General features: G+C 51.1%; 16 protein-coding genes. 4 read left to right on the top strand and 12 right to left on the bottom strand.

All coding sequences use genetic code 11. The annotated features are described in order from the left end of the window. The first annotated feature begins 24 nt into the window (after positions 1 to 24). On the top strand, positions 25 to 672 hold the full coding sequence (locus ACKU4E_RS18085; protein WP_320172461.1) for an MBL fold metallo-hydrolase: 648 nt from the start codon (positions 25 to 27) through the stop codon (positions 670 to 672). A gap of 114 nt (positions 673 to 786) precedes the next feature. Here ACKU4E_RS18085 and ACKU4E_RS18080 read toward each other — a convergent pair whose 3' ends face one another. Next, positions 787 to 1,854 carry a phosphotransacetylase family protein gene (locus ACKU4E_RS18080; RefSeq protein WP_320172460.1) on the bottom strand — a complete coding sequence of 356 codons (1,068 nt, stop codon included), beginning with the start codon at positions 1,852 to 1,854 and terminating at the stop codon, positions 787 to 789. 108 nt (positions 1,855 to 1,962) lie between these two features. Next, positions 1,963 to 4,044 carry an acetate--CoA ligase family protein gene (locus ACKU4E_RS18075; protein ID WP_320172459.1) on the bottom strand — a complete coding sequence of 694 codons (2,082 nt, stop codon included), beginning with the start codon at positions 4,042 to 4,044 and terminating at the stop codon, positions 1,963 to 1,965. Positions 4,045 to 4,098: 54 nt separating this feature from the next. On the opposite strand from ACKU4E_RS18075, the gene rnc reads away from it, so the two are divergent. Further along, the gene (rnc, locus tag ACKU4E_RS18070; protein WP_320172458.1) at positions 4,099 to 4,812 is read left to right on the top strand and encodes a ribonuclease III; all 714 of its coding nucleotides are present in this window, start codon (positions 4,099 to 4,101) and stop codon (positions 4,810 to 4,812) included. A 92-nt stretch (positions 4,813 to 4,904) separates the two neighbouring features. Here rnc and ACKU4E_RS18065 read toward each other — a convergent pair whose 3' ends face one another. From ACKU4E_RS18065 to ACKU4E_RS18035, 7 genes are all read right to left on the bottom strand, one after another. Continuing rightward, positions 4,905 to 5,771 carry a flagellin gene (locus ACKU4E_RS18065; RefSeq protein ID WP_320172457.1) on the bottom strand — a complete coding sequence of 289 codons (867 nt, stop codon included), beginning with the start codon at positions 5,769 to 5,771 and terminating at the stop codon, positions 4,905 to 4,907. Between the two features lie 572 nt (positions 5,772 to 6,343). Further along, a complete protein-coding gene (locus ACKU4E_RS18060) occupies positions 6,344 to 7,990 on the bottom strand; it encodes a flagellar hook protein FlgE (RefSeq protein WP_320172456.1) in 1,647 nt (548 codons plus the stop codon). A 75-nt stretch (positions 7,991 to 8,065) separates the two neighbouring features. Continuing rightward, complete coding sequence (locus ACKU4E_RS18055; protein WP_320172455.1) at positions 8,066 to 8,809, bottom strand: flagellar hook assembly protein FlgD; 744 nt, start codon at positions 8,807 to 8,809, stop codon at positions 8,066 to 8,068. Positions 8,810 to 8,851: 42 nt separating this feature from the next. Further along, positions 8,852 to 10,597, bottom strand: coding sequence for a flagellar hook-length control protein FliK (locus ACKU4E_RS18050; protein ID WP_320172454.1), 1,746 nt, complete (start codon positions 10,595 to 10,597; stop codon positions 8,852 to 8,854). A gap of 135 nt (positions 10,598 to 10,732) precedes the next feature. Continuing rightward, positions 10,733 to 12,139 (bottom strand): glycosyltransferase family 9 protein, encoded by a 1,407-nt coding sequence (locus ACKU4E_RS18045; RefSeq protein WP_320172453.1) that lies wholly within the window; start codon positions 12,137 to 12,139, stop codon positions 10,733 to 10,735. Between the two features lie 211 nt (positions 12,140 to 12,350). Next, positions 12,351 to 12,788: a hypothetical protein gene (locus ACKU4E_RS18040; protein ID WP_320172452.1), complete on the bottom strand. Its 438-nt coding sequence runs from the start codon at positions 12,786 to 12,788 to the stop codon at positions 12,351 to 12,353. Between the two features lie 3 nt (positions 12,789 to 12,791). Further along, complete coding sequence (locus tag ACKU4E_RS18035) at positions 12,792 to 13,220, bottom strand: type II toxin-antitoxin system antitoxin SocA domain-containing protein (RefSeq protein ID WP_320172451.1); 429 nt, start codon at positions 13,218 to 13,220, stop codon at positions 12,792 to 12,794. A gap of 218 nt (positions 13,221 to 13,438) precedes the next feature. Between ACKU4E_RS18035 and ACKU4E_RS18030 the strand changes: the two genes are divergently transcribed. Beyond that, positions 13,439 to 14,554 carry a DUF262 domain-containing protein gene (locus ACKU4E_RS18030; RefSeq protein ID WP_320172450.1) on the top strand — a complete coding sequence of 372 codons (1,116 nt, stop codon included), beginning with the start codon at positions 13,439 to 13,441 and terminating at the stop codon, positions 14,552 to 14,554. Next, complete coding sequence (locus ACKU4E_RS18025; protein ID WP_320172449.1) at positions 14,554 to 15,312, top strand: MAE_28990/MAE_18760 family HEPN-like nuclease; 759 nt, start codon at positions 14,554 to 14,556, stop codon at positions 15,310 to 15,312. Before ACKU4E_RS18030 ends, ACKU4E_RS18025 begins: the two co-directional genes overlap by 1 nt. A gap of 118 nt (positions 15,313 to 15,430) precedes the next feature. Here the strand turns inward: ACKU4E_RS18025 and ACKU4E_RS18020 are convergent, their stop codons facing one another. Genes ACKU4E_RS18020 through ACKU4E_RS18010 form a run of 3 tightly spaced genes read right to left on the bottom strand, consistent with a single transcriptional unit; the run spans position 15,431 to position 21,338 of the window. Next, entirely contained in the window at positions 15,431 to 18,631 is a 3,201-nt protein-coding gene (locus ACKU4E_RS18020; RefSeq protein ID WP_320172448.1) for an efflux RND transporter permease subunit, read from the bottom strand. Further along, positions 18,624 to 19,841, bottom strand: coding sequence for an efflux RND transporter periplasmic adaptor subunit (locus tag ACKU4E_RS18015; RefSeq protein WP_320172447.1), 1,218 nt, complete (start codon positions 19,839 to 19,841; stop codon positions 18,624 to 18,626). Before ACKU4E_RS18015 ends, ACKU4E_RS18020 begins: the two co-directional genes overlap by 8 nt. 3 nt (positions 19,842 to 19,844) lie before the next feature. Continuing rightward, entirely contained in the window at positions 19,845 to 21,338 is a 1,494-nt protein-coding gene (locus ACKU4E_RS18010) for an efflux transporter outer membrane subunit (RefSeq protein ID WP_320172446.1), read from the bottom strand. Positions 21,339 to 21,361 lie beyond the last annotated feature (23 nt).

Raw genomic sequence — 21,361 nt, 5'->3', positions numbered from 1 at the left:
TATTTTATTCTGGAGTTCACTCTATTGCCGACATTCAGTCAAGGTCAGACCATGAGCATAACCGTTGAAACATTCGTACTGGGCCCTCTTGAAACCAACTGTTATCTGCTGACTTCGGGCAAAGATGCCGTGGTTATCGACTGCGGACCGGAACCTCTTCCGCTGCTGCGGGCAATCAACCAGCGCGGACTGGACGTGCACGGCATCTACCTTACCCATATGCATTTCGACCATATCGGCGGAGTGGCGGACCTCCACAGAATTACCAGAGCCAATGTATACGGGAACACAAAGGACCTGTACCTGAACGATGTCACAGTCAATATGGGTGGTTCAAAGGAGTTCAGGGAAATGGTTGACTTTGAAGTGACCGATCTGCAGCCGGGACGGACCATGATACTGGACAGCCCGGTAATGGTTCTGGGCACGCCGGGGCATACTCCGGGAAGCCTGTCCTACTTTTTTCCGGCCATCGGCAGCGTTTTTGTCGGCGATCTCATTTTCATGATTTCCGCCGGACGCACCGACTTTCCGGGCGGAGACCACGACCAGTTGGTCAGTTCCATAAGTGACCGTATCTTCATTCTCCCGGACGACACCAAGATTTTTTCCGGACACGGCCCCATGACGAAAGTGGATCACGAAAAAAAATACAATCCTCTTTTCATATAACCCGGGAACAATCTGCCGAGCACAAAAAAACGGTGCGAGGGGAAAAATCCCGCCGCACCGCAACAATGCAGAAATAAAATTCAATCAGCCTGAACAGCGCAACGCCGTGCTGCTTCAGTATTTCAGTCCCAGCGCTTTCTTCAGGTACTGAAAATCAATGTGCTTCTCCACCAGTTGAACGCCGTGCTCTATCTTGGCCGATTCGCGCAGCTTGTGCCTGGAAAGGATATCTTCCATTTTCTTGGCCACGCTGAAAGTATCGTCACGAACCATTATTATGGGCGTTTCCAACACTTCGGAACGGGTCAGGATGATGTCGTTGGGATATAGGTTTCCGGTGAGCACGAGACAGGGGCACTCACCTTCAAGGGCCACGAGCTGCACATCCGAACGGTCCCCGCCGACAATGACCGCTGAATTGCGATGCCTGCGGAAATGGGTCATGAAATTTTCAACCTGCATGGTCCCGATGAGAAAGCTCTCCACCGGCAGGTCGGTTCTGTTGTGGGCGGAAATGATTTTGCCGCCCAGCCGGTCGGCAAGGTCTCCGACCTTGATCGTGCCCATAAGCGGATCCTTGGGGATTACACCAAGAACCTTTACCCCCATGCGTTCGAGGAACGGCTTGATCAGGTTGGTAATCTCATCCATGAAGGTAGGAGGAATGTCGTTCAGAATAACCCCGGCCAGATTGCTTCCCAGAGATTCCTTCAGCACGACCAGATAATCGTAGTTCAGTTCTTTCTGGAAACGGTCGATCACCACGCACTTTACACCCAGCGTCTTGACCAGATGAATGCCGTCCACGCCGCAATATTTACCGGAATACATAGACCCGGAACCGGCAACAAGAGTCAGGTCCTTATCCGCGCTGATCTTGCCGTAGGCATCGATTATGGGCTGGACATGATCCTCAACCTTGCCGTTGAAGGCCTGCACCTTGAAATCATGGGTGACAACAACGGGAGTGACTACACTGGCAGGATTGGATACCCCCAGAACCTCTTGAATAAAAAAGGCGTCCTCATCGCCCAGTTCACCATCCAGCTCTGTGGGAATGGCTCCTACAGGCTTCATGTAACCGAGGCTTACCCCCTGCTTCATGAAATGCAATCCCAGACCCATGACTATCATATTTTTGCCCGAATAACCGCTGGTGGAACCTATATACAAACCGGACATTGAAAACTCCTTAACTACTTGCTGACAATATGTAGACTTATGATGAACTCAGAAAGACCATTCGGTCCCTGAGAAAATTTTATCACTTTTTTCAAGGTTGTGCTGTGGTTATCCCACGGTCATGCGCATGTTTGCTACCACTGCTCCCTCAGGTCCGGCCAGCACGGGGCTGAATTCAGCCTCCTGAATTTCCGGCAGGTCGAAGGCCATCTGGGAAACCATGAGCAGGATATCTTCAAGGGCACCTAAATCCACAGCGCTGCCGGAGCGCACTCCGCGCAGAATCGGATAGGCCTTGATCTCCCGGATCATCTCCTGCGCATCGTTCAGGGCCAGCGGTGCGAGCCTTGATGATACATCACCTAGCATGTCTTCGTGAAGACCTGCGAGAGAAAAATTAATGAGCGGACCGAACTGGGGATCGCGCCGGAAATTGATTGCTATCTCATGAGCATTTTCCGGACCCATGGCCTGAACAAGGCAGCCGGTGATATAAGCGTCCTTGCAGCGTCTTGCGGCACGGGTGGTTATTTCCATGAATGCTTTGCGCAACTCCTGCGGGCTTTTGATCCCCGTCACCACCAGCCCCAACTCGTTCTTGCGGAGAATCTGCGGGGAAGCGACCTTGAGGACAACAGGGTACCCGATCCTTTTGGCGGCCTTTGCGGCCTGATTGGAAGTACGGGCCAGCACGGTTTCCGGAACAGGCAGTTCATATGCCGAAGCAAGGTTCTGAGCCTCCAGTTCCACAAGTTCACTGAGTCCCGTCTGTATGCAGTTATCAACTATGCTCTTGGCCTTGGAATAGTCGCGGCGAAAGCAGACTTCAATAGGCCAGTCCTTTTTCTGCCAGCGGTAGCAGCTTGCCATGGCATCAAGGCTGCGCACAGCCACTTCCGGAAAATCGTAGCAGGGAATTCCCGCTCCGCGCAGGAGTATCCTGGCTTTCTCCACTGAATGTCCGCCCATAAAACATGTCACAATGGGCTTTGAGCACTCTTTTTCAAAAGCGATTATGTCAGCGGCAACTTTTTCCACTTCCCCAAGGATATTTGCGGCCGGACAGAGAATCACCAGAATGGAATGAAAAACATCGTCTTCAGCCACGGCCTTGAGAGCCTTGCGATACGTTTCCGCAGTGGCATCGCCTATCATATCCACAGGGTTGTAGACCGAAGCGTAGGCGGGAAGAAATCCCTTCATGTTCTCGATTGTTGCGGACGAAGGTCTGGTTATGTTCAGGGTTCCCTTCTCGCACATGTCGGCAGCCAGAATTCCGGGACCGCCGGCATTGGTGAGAATGGCAACATTGGAGCCCTGCGGCAGGGGCTGGCATGAAAAGGCATGCGCGAGATTGAACATGTCGGCAATATCCACGGCCTGCATGACCCCGGTCTGCCGAAAAGCGGCATTGTATGCGGAAGTAGCGCCGGTTAAAGCTCCGGAATGAGCAGAAGCCGCCCGTGCACCGGAAGGGGTTTCCCCGGCCCGGAGAAGAATAAGGGGCTTTTTGAAGGTTGTATCGTAGGCTGTCCTCAGAAAATCATGTCCGTCCTTGAGGGTCTCACAATAACCTACAATAACTTTGGTATCAGCATCACCGGACAGATAGCTCAGCATGGTGGACTCACCGAGCACAGCCTTGTTTCCCAGGCTGACGAACTTGGAGAAACCGACCCCTTCGGAATTGGCCCAATCGAGAGCAGTTGAACATAGCGCCCCGGACTGGGAAAAAAATGCAATGTTGCCCGGAAGGGTGAATTCAGGGTCCAGACTGGCATTCATGGACAGGGCTGTATTCATCAGCCCCATGCAGTTGGGGCCGAGAATTATCATATCGTTGTGTTTGGCAGCCAGGGCAAGTTCATGTTCCAGTCGGTAGCCTTCCCGGCCTATCTCCCCGAATCCGCCACTGGTAACAACCGCCGCACGTACCGGGATGTCCGCCAGGACCTCGACCACCGGAAGGACGTCTGCCGCCGGAAGGCATATCACAGCCAGGTCGGTTGACCTTGGAAGCATTTTGACCGATGAAAGCCCACTGAGGCCGTGAACTTCTTCCCCTTCGGCATTGACGGGAATAATTTTACCCTTATATCCTGAAGCAAGAAGGTTGCCTATAATAACGCTGCCGGGGTCGGAAGCGCCCGCAGACGACCCGACAACGGCAATGGATTCCGGTTCGAACAAGGCTTTTAAACATGAGTAAGAGTACATTATTTATATAAATTTAAGCAGGTTTTTATGGTAGAAGAATTTTCTCGCCTTCAGCAAGGTATCCACTATCGATTTTCCCAAGTCAAGCATTTAGCCACGGCCCTCACTCACAGTTCGTGGGCCAACGAGCAGGCTGAACCGGTCGAAGACAACGAAAGAATGGAGTTTCTGGGCGATGCGGTCCTTGAGTTGTGCGTTACTTCCGAGCTTTTCAAAAGATTCACCGCCGCACATGAAGGACAGCTTACCAAAATACGATCAAAACTGGTAAAGGAAAAAAGCCTGGCATCCATTGCGCAGGAAATAGGATTGAATGAATTTCTCCGGCTGGGCAGAGGGGAAGAAGCTCAAGGTGGGCGGACGAGGTCTTCGCTGCTGGCAGATGCCATGGAAGCTGTTATCGGCGCGGTCTTTCTGGACGGCGGTTACGAGGAGGCAAAAAAACTTATCCTGAGGCTTTTCGAAGGCAAGTGGCCGAACTCACCGAAAATAGAAAACTCCAAGGACTTCAAAAGCAAACTGCAGGAAGTCACTCAGGCGGCCTTTAAGGAACGTCCTACGTACGCGCTTACAGACACACGTGGACCGGAACATGAAAAAATTTTCGTTGTAACGCTGACTCTGCCTGACGGAGAGGTGTTCACTTCGGAAGGGACAAGCCTGAAAAAGGCGGAACAGACTGCGGCGCAAACCGCTCTTGAACATATGGGGGAATTCACCGACCATTCGGAGAATGAATGAACCGGCAGGGTCTGCTGAATTTACTATCAAGGACCGGGAGGCGGTGATCAGCCACCTCCACAGTCCTTAATCGTCACCCGGTTTTTAGGCTACTAACCGCCGATGAGCTGCATTGCCATCTTCGGCAGCGAGTTGGCCTGCGACAGCATGGCTACTGCCGACTGAGTGAGAATCTGATTTCGCACGAATTCGGTCATTTCAGTTGCTACGTCAACATCAGAGATACGGGACTCTGCGGCCTGGACGTTTTCAGCCTGAATTGAAAGGTTGGTAATGGTATTTTCCAGCCTGTTCTGCATTGCACCGAGGTTCGCGCGGATCTTGTCTTTTGAGATGATCGCGTTCTGGAGCTTGTCAAGAGCAGCCTGAGCAAGCGCCTGAGTTGAAATTGCGGTACTGACACCCAGAGCCGAAGCTGTGGAGCTGCCAATTGAAATGTAGTAATAGTCTTCAGCGGAGTCGTTGCCTGTTCCGAAGTGGACCTTCAAAGGACCGGTGGAGCTGAGGCCGTTACCGTTGTGTTGGCTTCCGGAAAGGTTACCGTTGAGCAGATGAATTCCGTTGAAGTCGGTAGCATTTGCGATACGGGTGATTTCCGAAGCCATTGCCTGGAACTCTGAGTCGATGATCAGGCGCTGGTCGGAGTTGTAGGTACCGGTGGAAGCCTGGGTTGCAAGCTCTTTCATGCGGATGAGCTTTTCATCGATGACCTGAAGGGCACCGTCTGCGGTCTGGATCATGGAAATCGCGTCGTTTGCGTTTCTCATGCCCTGTCCCAGGGATTTGATGTCTGCGCGCATAAGTTCGCGAATCGCCAGACCGGCGGCATCGTCAGCCGCTGTGCCGACACGCAATCCGGAAGAAAGACGGCGGGTGGAAACACCGAGGTTGCCATACGATTCCTGCAGATTTCGCGAGGCGTGCATTGCCATAAGGTTGTGGTTGATGACTAAGGACATATCTGAACCTCCTTGTAGTTCACAAAATTCCGTTTTGTTAACAAACCTTAAGCATCAGACATGCCAAAATAATATTTTTTATATATTTCAAATAGTTATATATATAAATAAAGTCTAGACTTCTTAATATAACCGCCGAAAGTCAATTTTTTCCCGCCCCGGCCGACTGCTGCCCGTCAATTTTTTCCCGCCCAGCCATGAGCATCCCTTGCAAATGGAAACACTAAATCGCGTGTGCTGTCCGGACCTATCCTGCTGAAATCAGAGCCGAAGTATAAGCCGATGAGAAATTCGCCCGGAAGGCTCAAATCCGCCTGCCGATCGCAGCATTAAGATTCTTTATTTAAATTTACATTGAAACCGAGGATTCACATGGCTGAACCCGATGGACATGCCCGTCTGCAGCAGGCACAGAGCATAGGATAAAAAATGGCAACCCCGCCTCCGGAACGGCATATCCGGAGGCGGGGTTGCAGGGTACCTGTGCCGGCGGGGGAGTCAGTCCCGCAGGCGGAGGTTGTAGAAGGAGTTTCCTATATGGTCAGCATCTGTAAGGATACATCATTCACTTATTAACGCTTGAGCTGGATGAGTTCACCCATCATCGAGTCTGTCGTGGTTATGACCTTGGAGTTAGCCTGGAAACCGCGCTGTGTGGTGATCATGTTGACGAATTCCACAGCGAGGTCCACGTTAGACTGTTCAAGCGAGTTGGAGGCGATTGAACCGCGTCCGCCGGTATTCGGGCGGCCGGTAAGCGCATCGCCGGATTCCCGGGTTTCACTGAAAAGGTTGCCGCCTTCTCTGCGCAGCCCCCAGTTGTTGTTGAAGTCGGCGATGGTCAGCACGTACAGTTCCTGAATCTGGCCGTTGGAGTAACGGCCGGTCAGAACACCGTCCCTGCTTACGGATACGCTCTGCAGGAAACCTGCGGTGTAGCCGTCCTGAGACTGGAACAGCGTGGTTGAACCGGAACTGTAGCTGGTTGTTGCCAGGGCACTTTTTTCCGCTGAACCGAAATTCGGAATGCGGGTTATGTCAGTCACATCCGTACCAAGCTGTGAAGCGTTGGAGATTGTGGATGAACCGGTATTCCAACCCTTGGTGATACCGCTGCCGGACAGGTCCTTATTGGAAAGCCCGAAGTTCATCTCAATGGTGGTCGGATCAGTCGAGTTCGTAAAGCTGGCGTTTGAAGTCGACAGGAAGTTGGCGGTAAGCACCGGCAGACCGTCCTGCGAGAAGTTGGCCAGGGTCCAGTTCGAAAGAGTCTTGAGTTCGGATGCACCGACACCGCTCTTGAGGGTGAAGGCTGAAACACCGGTCAGATCTCCGGCCGCGTTGAAAGTCAGGGTTCCGGTCATGAGCAGCCCTGCTGCAGAGGTATTCAGGAAGGTATCCGTGCCGCTGACGATTCGACCGTCTTCAGCAGGATCACAGGTAACTATGAATTCCCATACCTTCTTGCCGCCGGCGTTGCTCAGGGTAACCTGATCGAAATAGGTGGTCACGTTGTGTGAGGAACCGTTGGCGTCATAGACCTTGATGGTGGACTGATAGCCGTACAGGGAGTCACCAAGAGGCGGAGTTGCTGTTCCGTCCCAGGCTTCAAAGAGTGAAAAGTACGGATTGTCGGCACTGGTCGAGCGGCTGGCCTCACCGGAATCAAGGTTGGTGATCATGTTGATACGGCTGGTGGCCTGTGGCGCGGACTGAAAGTTTTCCAGCCTGATGTCGGTAGGCACACCGATGGTACGCACGGTATCAGTTGTGTTGACGGTTGTGCCGGTTGCGACCTGGTTGTTGCTGTCGCCCTGAACCTGCCAGCCCTGCAGCACGTAGCCGTGAGGATCGGTGAGATAACCGTCCTTGTCGAACCGGAAGTTCCCGGCTCTGGTATAATATGTTGTTTCCTCACTCTTGGGGGAAACTATGAAAAATCCTTCACCGCCTATTGCCAGGTCGGTTGCTTCCGAAGTTGTCTCGAAAGAACCCTGTGCGAAGTCTGCGTAGATGGCTCCGACCTGCACACCGCGTCCGACCTGTGCGGTACCGGTTGCGGTAGTGGTATCCTGACTGATGGCGTCTTCAAAATGCATTTTAGCGCTCTTGAAGCCGACTGTGTTAACGTTGGCGATGTTGTTACCCAGCACCGACATCTTGTCGCCGTGGGCCTGTAATCCCGTAATTCCTGAGAATAATGATGCTGAAATACCCATAAGGTCCTCCTTGAAAAAGTCCTGTTGACTCTCGAATGCCGTCTACCGATTCCGCTAACTCATGCCGTTGAGCCCTTAACTTGCGGAAGAATCGGTATCTTCAGTTTCTCCGGTTCCGGTTGTTTCCTCGGCTACATCCGTAGGACTTACCACTTCTCTGATATTGAGGAAGTTGAGGTAGCGTCCGTCCTTGAGGTGCAGATACTGCTGTCCTCCGTCTGCCACTACGCCGGTTACCTCTCCACTGACTTCCGTCTTGACCATGACCGGAGATCCGGTGGCGTCTTCTGCCGCCATGGCGATGGTGTACACACCGTCCTTGGCGTTATCACCGGCCCAGTCCTTTCCGTCCCACTCGAATTCATAGGTCCCTTCGGCCTTTGAACCGAGCTGAACCGTACGGACAAGGTTGTTGTTCTGGTCGTAAATGTTGATGAAAGCGTTTGCCACAGGTTCGCCGAGTCCGTAGAAGACCTTGCTGATCTTGTCCCCTTCCCGGCTCACGTTGTAACCTTCCGCCCGCACTTCCTTGCCGATGAAGCCGACTGCCGAGACCATCTGGTCCTGAGCGTTGTTGTCGATCATGGTCTGCATGGAAGTGTTGAGCTGGGTGAGCTGTTCAAGGCTTGAGAACTGGGTCATCTGGGCCATGTATTCCTTATCTTCCATCGGGTTGGCAGGGTCCTGATTCTGCATCTGGGTCAGCAGGAGCTTCAGGAAATCATCCTGACCGAGAGAACTCTTGTGGTCAGGCTGGTTGCTGGCGGCCATATCCGCCTCAGCCCTGCCGAGTATGTTGCTGAACCCTACGTATCCCATGACATTTACCTCTTCATTTTTATTCAGGACTGTAAATTTATGTTAAGCCACAATGTACAGTCCGTTCCCGGAAATTGATGCCGTATGACCGACATCTTGCATTTCCTGGGCCAAAGAGGTCCCGCCCTGCCTCATTCCATTCCAACGACGACGCATTTCAGACATCATTTCCTGGTATTGCGCATGGTTATGATCTTCAGCATTCTGCCATGAATTCTGTGTTTCATGGTCGGCAATACCGGTTTGCACTTCAAGTTTTTCCACCTTGAGACCCTGATCCTCCAACGCCTGCTTAACAGTTTCTAAATGTTCGGCGATGACCTTGGCGGTTTCAGGGTTTTCAGCCTTGATAACAGCCTGAACTTCCTTGTTCTTGACCTGCAGCATCACGTTTACGGTACCGAGATCATTAGGGTTGAGCTGCAGGGAGAACTGAGAACGTCCCTGTCCGAGATTCTTGAAGACCCCTTCCTTGACCTGATCGAGAACATTCGACCGGGCAGTATTTTCCCACAGGGAACTGGTCTTGCCTGCCTGCGCAGATTTTGCCGCGTTCTGGAGAGTACCGGCCAGTCCGCCGAAAACATCTCCGGCCTTGGAGCCCTTCAACCCAGCGGAAGTTTCATCGCTCAGCTTGCCGAAAAAATCACTCCAGCTGTCCACATCGTTGGAATCGTCAAGCACCTGCTCCAGCCAGTGCCGGTGTCCGTGCTTGGAATCGGCTTCGGTCATGTTCTGGCCGTTACCCTGACCGTTTTCGGAGCCGTTGCCCTTGCGGTCATGCCCCTGCCCGTTCTGTCCGGCATTATCCGAAGCATTCTGCGCGTTCTGCCTTACGCTTTCACTTACGTCCTTTGCAGCGCCCATGGAATCGCTGATAACTTCCGACGAAGCCATGCGGAAATTGCTGGGAGACTGGTCGGAGGCCTTTTCCATGGCCGAATGCAGGGAATCCCCCACACTCTTGACCAGCTTGAGATCCTTGGCATCCTGCTCGTTCTGCTGCTTGATCAGGGCATCCTTCAAAACGGCAAAGCCCTTTTTGAGATCAGCCGCAGTAGCACCTTCGGAAGTAAAGAACTGCGCAATCTTCTTGCCGTCTTCACCGGAAAGATTGAAAAGGCCGCTGAGGGTACTGGTTTCCTCCTCGGAAAACTGAATGCTCTTGCTGTCCGACATGGAAGAAAGCTTCTGCTGCATTTTCTCGACAACATCGCCGAGATTACCCTGCCGTATGGATGCAAGCATGGATGTGGACTCGTCCGCCGTGAAACCCATCTTGGAAAAGATCGAATTCAGGTTCTGCTCCTGATAAGGGGTAAGTTCAATCCCTTTCAGCCCCTGCATCATGGTAGAAATCTGCGATACAAGCTGCCCGTAGGTCAGCCCGTTTTCACTGAGGACCTTTTCTTCAATGTCGTTGATATCCTTGGAGTCCATGCCGTATTCTTCAAGACTCTCGCGGATATCCTCCCAGTCCTCGCGGCTGACCTTCAGATCCTGCGGCTTCTCCTCAACAGACTGCATGGCCACGTTGTGGGCTGCCTCGTCGATACGCTCGGACGCGGACTCTGCCGTCCTCCGGTCCGTTGCCATATCCCGGGCCGAAGACTGAAGATTGTTCACGGACTCCTCAAGGGGCCGATAAATTTCCTCGGCAGCCGACTGACTGGAATAAAGAAAGGTATCGAACATTGCTGACCGATACGAACTTTCAACCTGTGAAGATCTGTCCAGAAGAGCGGACAGGTCCTGATTGTTTTGTTCAAGATGTGGAAGTATTTTCATATTGTAACTCCTCGGCAATTTGTATTCACGAGGCGTGCCAAAACAAAAACACTTTAATTATGGATAGTTATAAAGACAAAAACCGGTTTAGCAAGGCACTTTCTTCCGCTTGGGAAAAAATGTTCCATGCCGGAATCAGCGGGAGATCAACGCGGCAAGCTGCTCGTATAGGGTAAGGACTCTTGCCCAGGAGCATCGGTCGTAATCGTTGTTTTGCAGGAAAAGATGAACGTAGCCTGAAAATTGTCTAAGGATAAGCGGGCAGGAATTCCAGAATGAATCCGGCAGGCGGGTGCCCCTGGCCAGACCGCGGCTGAACTCACGTCCGATCCGGGGAAGGTGGGTACACATTTTTTCAGCCGGAGCCGGATACCTGCTCTCTAATTCATCCCAGCGCACGGCCGCCTGTGAAAAATCACCGGAACCGAACGCGGACAGAAAAAAATGCTGCCAGAATGCGCCCAGCACATCCCCTGCCCCGGAGATGTTACGACCCAGCCGATCAAGGGAATACAGCCCGGCCGCGTTTCTGGAAGAAAGGTAAAGTCCGAGTCCGGGCATGCCGGTCTTCGATAGCCCGGCCCGGTCATCAAGTATCATGCGTCTGGCGATAACCGCTATCCGGGAAGGAGTGAACGGCCCGTGGCAATAAAGCCGATCCCGTTTGCAGCTCCAGCATCCGAGAGCACAGCTCATGGTCGGGCGCAAAACATAGTGTCCGGTCTGGTAAGGCCCGGTTTCCCATGGATTCACATTGCCCATGGAAAGGTTGAGCACCTTCAGCCCGGTCCAGGCGGCAAGATGCATCGGCCCGGTATCCGGGGTGATGAAAAGCTGCAGGGACTGCCCCACGGCGACAAGCTCGCTTAGATTCAGCCTGCCGGACATATCAAGCACGGGTCCGCCGAATATCCTTGCAACCTCCTGCCCCATCCCCTGCTCCATGGGACCGCCGAACAGCACCGGACGCATTCCCCGGCCCAGAAGTTCCGAACAGAGACCGGCCCAGAATTCAACTCCGGGTCTTTTGGCCTCCTCGCTGGCGCCCAGAAAGAGCCCAATGCGATTGGACTGAGGTTGCAGAGTCCGGGGCTGCGGCCACGTTGTCCGGCCCATGCTGTCCCTTGGTATACAGTCCAGAGCATTGAGGTCGGCCCAGTGGAAACGGTTGTGCCGGTTGTTTTCCACCACGCTGGCCCGGTACAACTGCCAGTCACCTATTATATAAGTGGACCCGGAAACCGTGACAGGTCCCAGTTTCGCCTCCGCTTTGAGTTCCCCGGCCAGCCCGGCAGCCCGGCTACGTATGCTGAGGTTGATTATAAGCTCGTATTGGTGCTGCTTGAGAACCCCGATTCCCTCCCACGGGAAATAGGTAACCCGCGGGCTGATCTGCATGAGCGGCCGGAAAAATTTCTCCTCGGCCACAACCCATATGGGATGGCCGGGATAGGTTCTCTCAAGCCAGAGGAAAAGCGGAAAAGAGAGGATGAGATCCCCCATGCGCTGCATCTGAAGAACAAGTATCGGAGCTTTGGACATGGGCGAACCATACAGGAATACTGGATGAATATCTATCCCGCAGAGTTGTGCGGAACTGATGGGGGATCAGGGGTATGGGGATGTTACGGGAGTTTCGGAAGATTGGGCAGGGCTCGCAAAGGGGGAGGGACTGAAAAAAATGAATTGTAAAAAATTAAAATTGAGTACTTGCGTCACGGTTGTGTCGGAACCGGAGTGGGAGTAATTTGTGTTATGTGTGCTTTTTCTCGGAAAGGCAGACTTGGTGCTGAGGATCACACCATAATATCTGAAAAATATTTCCTTTCAATATTCCCCAAAGTCGATGTTTTCCCCCAAACCTTAATCGATACAGAGCATCAACTTTTATTTTCAATGTGTTCAGTCTTGTTTGTGCTCGTGGAACTAATCGGCCAACAGGAACGGCATGATTATATTGTTGATTTTCGTGAAATATTTCGGCTATAGTTTGTTTTTCATATGCATTTATTTTGTCTGCATACCTATTCAAATGTTTGGGTAAAGAAGTCCACGGAGAATCAGGAGCCTGGTCCATCAAGTTAAAGTGCCATGAAATATGACTATCCAAAATTTGTTCTGGATTTTCTAAAAATTTAACCGTTTTAGACGGTGTGGGATTTTGCTTAATCTTAGCTTTCTTCTTCGCCATCTTCTAAAGACCACTATAGTATTCTGCCATAGCACTTTGAGTAATTTCCGTATTACAAGAAGAACCATCAGGGCACCCTGCCCTTGCGTCAAGCCAAGGTTTTTCTAAGTGAGTCAAAGCTACTAACCATTGAGCACTTTTGTCTCCGTATGTTTTTAAAACGGAGTCTATAGTTTCTTTCTCGTCAGCAGATAGATTGGAAGAATTTCCATCTTCTATAATGCTTACCTTAAATTGGCCTCTGTGTTTAGCAAACAGAGAAGGAACAACAGGCCCATTCGCCCAAGCTTGTATTGGTTCGGCAAAAAGTGGGGCTTCATCCCAAACTAATGACCAAGCTTGACTATAGTATACAAGCTTTTGAAGTTTTATGGTGGTGAGTTCTTGTTTTTTCTCCAAAATATATGCTGCAACATCAAGACAATTTGCCATGACTTCCGCCTCCTTCATTTTCCTATTCAGTAATTAGGCCTCGCATGCTGATAAGTCAATATGCTTATTTGTGACTTAAGTTCCTGCGGCACGAACTGGCGGGATTTAATGCTAAGAGTTCTTTATTCGCTTATGTTAAGAAAAATATTGGCAATTAATCATTTGTTGAATAAGTTATATCTCAAATTAAAGCCGGATCAACAGAAAACGAGGAAAACGTGCGTAAAAGAGTCAAAAAGACCCAAAAAATTGCTGATCTCTTGTTCCCCGTCGAGGATGAAAGAGATGAAATATCAGTCGTCGACATACCTCCCGAAAAGCGTAGGCTATTAACGGAAACATACGATTTTTCAGTGGCTACAATAAAGGATTACTTAAATAAAGGGTCTATGTTTATCCCTGAGTTTCAGCGGAAGTATGTATGGAATAGAGCACAAGCTTCGCGGTTAATTGAATCCTTAGTCATCCAGTGTCCAATACCAGTAATTTATCTTTCCCAAGAATCTGATGAACGTCTTTCTGTTATTGATGGTAATCAACGATTAACCAGCATCAGGTTGTTTTTGGATAATGAATTTCCACTCCAAGGCTTAACTGCTTATCCAGAGCTTGAGGGAATGTTTTTTTCTGATTTGGATTCAAGAATCCAAAGACATATGGAAAATAGGACTTTAAGATGTATTACAATACTTAAAGAGACTCATCCGCAAATTAAATTTGATGTTTTTGAACGTATCAATACTGGTGCAGTTCAGCTGAACCCACAAGAAATAAGACATGGTATATATCATGGTAATTTTGCAGATCTTTTAGATACTCTTTCAAAAGAGAAAATTTGGAAAAACATTACTGGAATTAACAAAGATAAACGTATGAAACGTAGTGAGCTTGTTTTAAGAACTATTGCTCTTGCCGAAAACAGGGAGAGTTATAAAAAACCTTTGAAACGTTTCTTGAATGACTTTTGTGAAAAAAATAGAGATATAGATGCGAAGAGGCAACTTAAAATTAAGAATAATTTTTTACGCTCTGTTGCAGTTGCAGGCTTTCTTTGGGACAAAAAAGCTTTCAAATTATTAGACAAAGGAGGAAAAACTACAGGCAGAAGCGTGAATGCAGCCCTTTGTGATGCTGCAATGGTCGCACTCTATGAGAGTGATATATCATTAAATGATGTAGAGGGTTCCGATATTAAAAGATTTGAAATTGAGTATGTTGAAATGTTGCATGAAGAAAAGTTTCATTCAAGAATTAGTTCTGCTACAAGTGATCCGCCGTCTATCAGGTATCGAATTAAGCGTTTCAAAAAATTGTTAACGGAACATTTTCAATAATGCCGTACGCAAAAAGTTTAGCCAGAAAAGTCTTTGAAAAGGATGTGCATGAGTTCTCTTCAAATAGTCGTTACGTGTCTGTTAAGAAAAACAAAGTTGATTATAATATTCAGCAGGTCGTGTACAAGGCTACGATATTTCAAAGCTCAGCTGCTTTAGAAGATTATATAAAAGATTCACTAACAGATTGGATATATATGTTATCATCATTAGGAATGACAATACGATATGTTCCCAATGAATTAGTTTGTTGGTCTGCGGTGTGTGCTCAAAAACATATCTTCAATAATTTTTTTTCTTCTGGTGATGAATCAAAGGTCATAAAGAAATATAGTAGCCTTTGCGATTTGCCTGCTTTGTTTGATGAGGAGCATCAAGTAAAGAAAGTGAAGTCTTTTAAAGGACACATTAAAGATCGCAAATATCCATCAGTCAAAAATATTGAAAGGCTTTTTTTTCGATTTGGTATAAGTGATGTCTTCTTAGAAATGAGTAAGAAAGGAAGAAAGGACTACAGAAGTTTGCTAACTTCTTTTTCTGATAAAAGGAATGAGATAGCGCATACCTCGCGTGATCTTACTTATACTTGGTCTGAAATTAAGAAAGTTGTTCAGGATTTAAAGGATCTCGTAGATAAGATTGATCGTGTTTTATTTTCGCATGTTTGCAAGGTTAGCGGATCTGACTGTTGGAGAACTAACGTTGGAAATATTCTCAATTTAGATATACACGATCCACAAAATAACCCGCCCCCCTAAAACCACCAACCCTCCCATCCATAAACACTAACAAATCCCCCATAAAAAAATCTCAGGCCACGACAACCAATCGCCGCAGCCTGAGATTAAACAAACATGATAAATCGGAAGCTTACAGCTACAAATGCTCCGGCTTATGCTCGCACTTGGTAACCGGATAATGCTCGGTAACACCATCGGCGTGCAGATCCTCATCGGAACGTTTGAAGAGCTTGCGCAGCCACAACCGCACATCTTCAAAGATGAGATAGAACGCCGGCACCAGCAGCAGGGTTATTCCCGTGGCGAAAAGTATGCCGAATCCCAATGAAACCGCCATTGGTATCAGAAACTTTGCCTGCCTAGAAGTTTCCAGAATCATGGGCGCCAACCCGCCGAACGTGGTCAGTGTCGTCAGCATGATGGGCCGGAAACGGGCTGTTCCGGCTTCCAGAACAGCATCATAGGCGCAATGTCCCTTGCGCCGCTGAATATTCACGTAATCAATGAACACCAGCGAATCGTTGACCACAACACCGCTGAGGGCGACGATACCGAACAGACTCATCAGGCTCAGGCTGTACCCGAGCAGGATGTGCCCGATTACCGCCCCGACTATGCCGAATGGTATGCAGAGCATGACGATGAGAGGCTGGAAGTAGCTCCTGAACGGTATGGCCAGCAGGGCATAGATAACCAGCATGGCCATCATCAAACCGGTAATCAGGCTGTCGGTACTTTCCTGCATGTCGGCCTGTCGGCCTTCAAAGGAATAGCCCAGACCGGGATAATCGGCCTTCAGCTGGGGCATCACATTTGCGGTGACATCGGCAAGTATCTGTGAAGTCTCCTTGCGGGGGGTAACATCAGCCTCAACAGAGACTACCCGGCGGCCGTTGCGGCGGTCGATGGTGGTGTAGGCCCGGCCTTCCTTTATTTTTACCACTTCGCGCAGGGGTACGTCCGTACCGTCCGGGGTCCGGATCATGAGTTCCTCGAAGTCGTATCTGGACTCGCGCTCTGCTTCCGGCAGACGGACCATAACCTTGACTTCGTTCCTGCCGCGCTGCTGCCTGAGCACTTCCGCTCCATAATAGGAAGCGCGTATCTGCTTGCCTACGCTCTGGGAGGTAAGCCCCAGACTGCGGCCTGCGGGAAGCAGCTCAAAGTCGAGCTGTCTTTTGCCCGGAGAATATCCGGGGTCTATGTCCTTAACTTTCGGATAGGTGCTCAACGCCTTTGCCAGATCCGCGGAAGCCTTCTTGAGCACCTCGATGTCACTGTGACTGAGCTCAATTTCAAGCGATCCGCCTGATCCCGGTCCGCCCCTGTCCGATTCGAACAGCACGGATTCCGCGCCCGGAATCGGCCCCAGCCTTGTCCTCCATTTCCGTACGAATTCGTCAGTGGAAATGGGCCTGATGTCGGCATCGGTCAGGAAGACCTGCACCTTGAGCACGTGGCTTCCGCTGGTTCCCCTTCTGCCGGAGCCTCCGATCTTGGAATAAATACCTTCAACCAGAGTTTCGCCGCCGTTTTCAGCAGCAATCTCTTCGGCTGCGGAAACAGCCTTGCCTTGAATCTTCTGCGTAACTTCCAGAGCCGTACCGTAAGGAAGGTCGACAGTAAGGTATGCGTAATCGGATTCAATTTTCGGGAAAAGAGTGAAGCCCAGGCGTCCGCTCTTGATGAAAGCGAAGGACACTATCAGGCAGGCCAGCCCGAGAGCGACTGTCATATATCGCCAGGTAACGGCCCGATCAAGAAAAGGCCTGTAGATTTTGTTAATGAATTTAAGCAGCCCGTTTGAAATGACCTGCTGATAACGCAGGACAAAACTCATTATTTTTCCGGGTTTGCGCTCGCTGCCATGGCCCAGATGGGCAGGCAGCACAAAGAGTGATTCCACAAGGGAAATGGTAAACACGCTGACGACTACAAGAGGGATAACCTTGAAGATTTTGCCCATGACTCCGGGCACGAAAAACATGGGCATGAACGCCACAATGTTGGTCAGCACGCTGAACACAACCGGCATGGCAATCCTTTTGGCTCCCTCGCAGGCGGCATCAGTCCAACTCATCCCCTGCTGACGCATGGTGTAGACGTTTTCACCGACCACAATGGCATCGTCCACGACAATACCGAGGGTTATGATGAAAGCGAACATGGATATCATGTTTACGCTGGCGCCAGACGGAGTGAGGATGAGCATACCGCCGAGAAAGGAGATAGGAATACCCATGGCAACCCAGAAGGCCAGCCGGGGTTCAAGAAAAAGAGCCAGACAGATGAAGACCAGCCCCAGCCCCATGTAGGCGTTGTTCAAAAGCAGGTCCATGCGCTGCCGGAATACATCCGAAAAATCATTTCGCACGGCAACATGAACACCCTTGGGCAGACTGCGGTTGAAGGCTTCCAGCCGCTTATGCACGGCCTCGGAAACCCCTATGGGAGTCTGGTCGCCAATGCGGTAGACCTCGATACGGACAGCCGGTTTGCCGTCAAAAGAAGTTACTATGTCCTCGTTCTGAAAATCCTCCTTGACCACGGCCACATCTTCAAGCAGCACCTGTGTTCCATCTTCTTCCGTGACAATGGGTACGCGGGCAAATTCGCGGGCATAATCCCGGCGTTCCTTGAACCGCACCAGTATTTCGCCGCCTTCGGTCTTGATTCCGCCGCCGGGAAGTTCCACAGCGGTTTTGCCTATGGTGTCGGCCACATCAGCAAGGGTCAATCCGTAAGCCCTGAGCTTGTCCTGCGGAATTTCAATGGTAACCTGCAGCCCGCTGGCCTCGGTCAGTTCCACCTGGGTTATGCCGGGATCATTGATCAGATCCTCGCGCAACTGCTCGGCCACTTTACGCAGAGCCAGAGGAGATGCATCACCGTAAACCATCAGTGAGAGCACCCCGCGTTTATGGGAAGAAATGCTGATTACCGGGTCTTCGGACTCCTCAGGGAACGAGGTTATGCGGTCCACTTCGCTTTTTATATCCTGACTGAGCTTCTGCAGATCATATCCTTCGATGGCCTCAACCGTTACGGTGGCGGAACCCTCGGCCGCAGAACTGGAGACTTCCTTCACCCCGTCGAGCCCCATTACCCCCTCTTCGATTGCGAGGACAATGCCCTGCTCGACCTCTTCCGGACTCGCGCCGGAATAAGCGACACTTACGGTTACAGTGTCTGTCGAAAATTCAGGAAAGACTTCCTGCTTGATATTGAAGCCCATAACCAGCCCGCCGACCAGCAGAATGATCATCAGCAGGTTGGAGGCGACCGGGTTACCGGCCATCCATGCTATGGCGCCGCCTTTTTTGTTCTGATCAGCCATCGTTGTTCACCTTTTCGGCTTTCTGAACGTTTTCGCGCAATCCCATGCCCTGCAGTGGTGCGGAAATATCGGTAACAACGAGTTTTTCACCGGAGCTTACGCCGCTTGCCAGATAGATGTTATCCAGATCACGCCAGACAGGATTTACGCTGCGGATGTCCAGTGTGCCGCCGTCCTTCATTATCCAGATGGTATCGTTGTCGCGGAAGGCGGAGCGGGGAATGGCGATCACGTTATCCAGTTTTCCGGAATCGATGTACACGTTGACATAGCTGCCGAGCAGCATCGGATGCGTTCCGTCACCGCCGAGATTCAGAGGATCTTTCACGGAAACGATGATTCTGGCCATGCGTCCCTTGGATTCAAGAGAGGGAAGAAGACGCAGCACTTCACCTTCACGCTCGAAGGTATCGCTGCCGGAGCCGACCACTACGCGGGCCCGCGACCCTTTGAACCCGTTTGCCGCAGAGGGAATCGCAATGCGGTTGAGACGGTCGACCGGAACGGAAACCATCACCCAGAACTCGTCAGTCCCGACAATACTTCCTATGGATTCATTGAGGCTGAGATAGGCTCCAAGGTCGGCACTCTTGTCCAGCACCATGCAGGAAAACGGGACACGCACGCTGGTGCGGTCAAGATCTATCCGGGCCTGCTGAAGTTTTGCCTTGGAGGAAGAGAGGTCTGCCTGAGCTTTTTGCAGGTGCGGTTTGCGCAAGGCCAGTTCCGCCTCCTGCGCTGTCCCGCCGGAAGACTTTTTGAGCAGCTTCCACTCTCTGCCTGCCACCCGCTGATACCCGCTTTCCACTTTGAGGTTGTATTCCGCCTCAACGACCACGGCTTCCTGCTGTTTAACGGCAAGTTCATAGTCCATCGGGTCTATGCGCAGAACCTGCTCGCCCTTTTTCAGGTGTCCACCGGGAATAAAGGATTCGCTGACCTCGACAACCCTTCCGGCCACTTCCGGTTCAAGAGTAATCTCCCTTGCCGCTTCCACCGTACCCATGACCGGAGTCCAGACCTCGTAGGTCTGAGATGCCAGAATCCTTGTGTTGACCAGCGGGGCGGTGACAACCGGAGGTCTTTTCTTGGCTACCGGTTTGGTTTTTATGATCATTCTGGCCCCGACCACAGCCAGGACAAGAATAAGCAGGGGAACTACCCCCTTCAATCCGATCTGTTTGACATAATACATAAATTTTTTGGTCATATTCTATTCCCCGCTTTCAGGAGATTTTTCTGTTTCCAGTTTTGCGGCAGCGGCAACAGCAACTTCATCATCGCTTTCCGGCTTCAGTTCCGCGGCATCAGTCAGGCTGTTCGTCCAGGAACCGCCAAGGGCCCTGTAAAGAGCGATCCTGTAATTGCGCAGGTTGGCTTCATCCTCCGCAATGCTGGTTTCAAGTTCCTGCACACTGACCAGAGCGTTGAGAACAGGCAGGTAATCGTCAAGCCCCTGCAGATAGCGAGAACCGGCTTCCTGCAGGTTGATTCTGGCCGCTTCCAACTGATTCTTGCGGGCTTTGATGTACTCGTGCTGCCATTTTTCCTGCACCAGAGCATCCTGAACTTCCTTGAAGGCCGTATAAACGGTCTCCTTGTAGGCCAGCAGTTTTTCATCAACCACCGCTCTGGTGCGTTCCACTTCGGCTTCGCGTTCATAGCCGTCGAAAATAGGCCCGACCAGCGAGGCGGTCAGCGAAGTCATCCAGCCGGAAAAGATGTTGGCCAGCTGTATGCTGGACAATGCAGCTTCACCGGAAAGGCTGAGAGTCGGCAGCCGGTCTGCGCGTGCGGCCGTTACGGCCCAGTCCGAGGACTTCAGGGCCAGCCCTGCCGAACGGACATCAGGACGATTGGCCATCAGGTCTAACGGAATGCCCAGTCCCGGCATTTTCGGAAGGTCCGGATATGGAGCGGTCTTGACGTAAATACTGCCGGCCGGACGCCCCAGCAGCAGAGCAAGTTCATGCAGAAGCAGCTGCTCCGTTGATTCCACAGGAGGAATAAGAGCCTTGGTACGGGCCACTGTTTCGCGCTGCTGATAGACATCGAGTGCCGTGGCCAGAGAGTTGCGGAAGCGGAGTTCAATAAGTTCCAGATAAGTTTCGTTTGTTTCGAGCTGTTTCTTGAGGATGGCTTTCTTCTGGCGTTGCAGCTGGATATTTATCCAACGGGTGACAACTTCCGAGGCCACTGTCATGGCTGCGGTGTTCACGTCTTCGCGCGAGGCCAGATAATTCAATTCGCCGGACGCGGACTGGGCCTCTATCTTGCCCCAGAGGTCAAATTCATAAGAAGCGGATAATCCCAGCTTGTGGGTATCGGTATAGGTTGAGCCTTTTTTGCCCTCGGTACCATCGTTGCCGGAACGGGCATCCTTGTAGGAACCTTCGCCGTTCAGCTTGGGATAAAGATCGGCCCGCGACTTTACTGCCGTGGCCCGCAGCTGGCGGAGTTTAGCCCAGGCGGTGCGTACATCGAAGTTCGCGTCCAGAGCTTCCTCAACCAGTTTATTGAGGTCCGGATTATTGAATTTCTCCCACCATTTTCCCGGCTGCGGAGGCTCGGCTGAATAAAGGGAATACTGCATGGGCAGCCCGAGCGTCATCCCGTCGCGGGGATCAGGCTTGAACGGAGAGCATGCCGAGAGCAGAAAGGCCGTCAGCACGCAGAGAGTCAAAATTTTCAGTTTGGAAGGCAACATTAAGGGATTCTCCATTGCATTAC

The sequence above is a fragment of the Maridesulfovibrio sp. genome (genome assembly GCF_963677005.1).
GTDB lineage: Bacteria > Desulfobacterota > Desulfovibrionia > Desulfovibrionales > Desulfovibrionaceae > Maridesulfovibrio.
The sequence above is the reverse complement of the archived record's forward strand: the minus strand, read 5'-3'. Positions and strand labels throughout refer to the sequence as shown.

Excerpts from the sequence above, each read along its gene's own strand:
- ACKU4E_RS18035 (WP_320172451.1), bottom strand. The coding sequence starts at position 13,220 with ATGGCAAATTGTCTTGATGTTGCAGCATATATTTTGGAGAAAAAACAA.
- ACKU4E_RS18065 (WP_320172457.1), bottom strand. The coding sequence starts at position 5,771 with ATGTCCTTAGTCATCAACCACAACCTTATGGCAATGCACGCCTCGCGA.
- ACKU4E_RS18080 (WP_320172460.1), bottom strand. The coding sequence starts at position 1,854 with ATGTCCGGTTTGTATATAGGTTCCACCAGCGGTTATTCGGGCAAAAAT.
- rnc (WP_320172458.1), top strand. The coding sequence starts at position 4,099 with ATGGTAGAAGAATTTTCTCGCCTTCAGCAAGGTATCCACTATCGATTT.
- ACKU4E_RS18015 (WP_320172447.1), bottom strand. The coding sequence starts at position 19,841 with ATGACCAAAAAATTTATGTATTATGTCAAACAGATCGGATTGAAGGGG.
- ACKU4E_RS18040 (WP_320172452.1), bottom strand. The coding sequence starts at position 12,788 with ATGGCGAAGAAGAAAGCTAAGATTAAGCAAAATCCCACACCGTCTAAA.
- ACKU4E_RS18025 (WP_320172449.1), top strand. The coding sequence starts at position 14,554 with ATGCCGTACGCAAAAAGTTTAGCCAGAAAAGTCTTTGAAAAGGATGTG.
- ACKU4E_RS18060 (WP_320172456.1), bottom strand. The coding sequence starts at position 7,990 with ATGGGTATTTCAGCATCATTATTCTCAGGAATTACGGGATTACAGGCC.
- ACKU4E_RS18010 (WP_320172446.1), bottom strand. The coding sequence starts at position 21,338 with ATGTTGCCTTCCAAACTGAAAATTTTGACTCTCTGCGTGCTGACGGCC.
- ACKU4E_RS18055 (WP_320172455.1), bottom strand. The coding sequence starts at position 8,809 with ATGGGATACGTAGGGTTCAGCAACATACTCGGCAGGGCTGAGGCGGAT.
- ACKU4E_RS18050 (WP_320172454.1), bottom strand. The coding sequence starts at position 10,597 with ATGAAAATACTTCCACATCTTGAACAAAACAATCAGGACCTGTCCGCT.
- ACKU4E_RS18045 (WP_320172453.1), bottom strand. The coding sequence starts at position 12,139 with ATGTCCAAAGCTCCGATACTTGTTCTTCAGATGCAGCGCATGGGGGAT.
- ACKU4E_RS18020 (WP_320172448.1), bottom strand. The coding sequence starts at position 18,631 with ATGGCTGATCAGAACAAAAAAGGCGGCGCCATAGCATGGATGGCCGGT.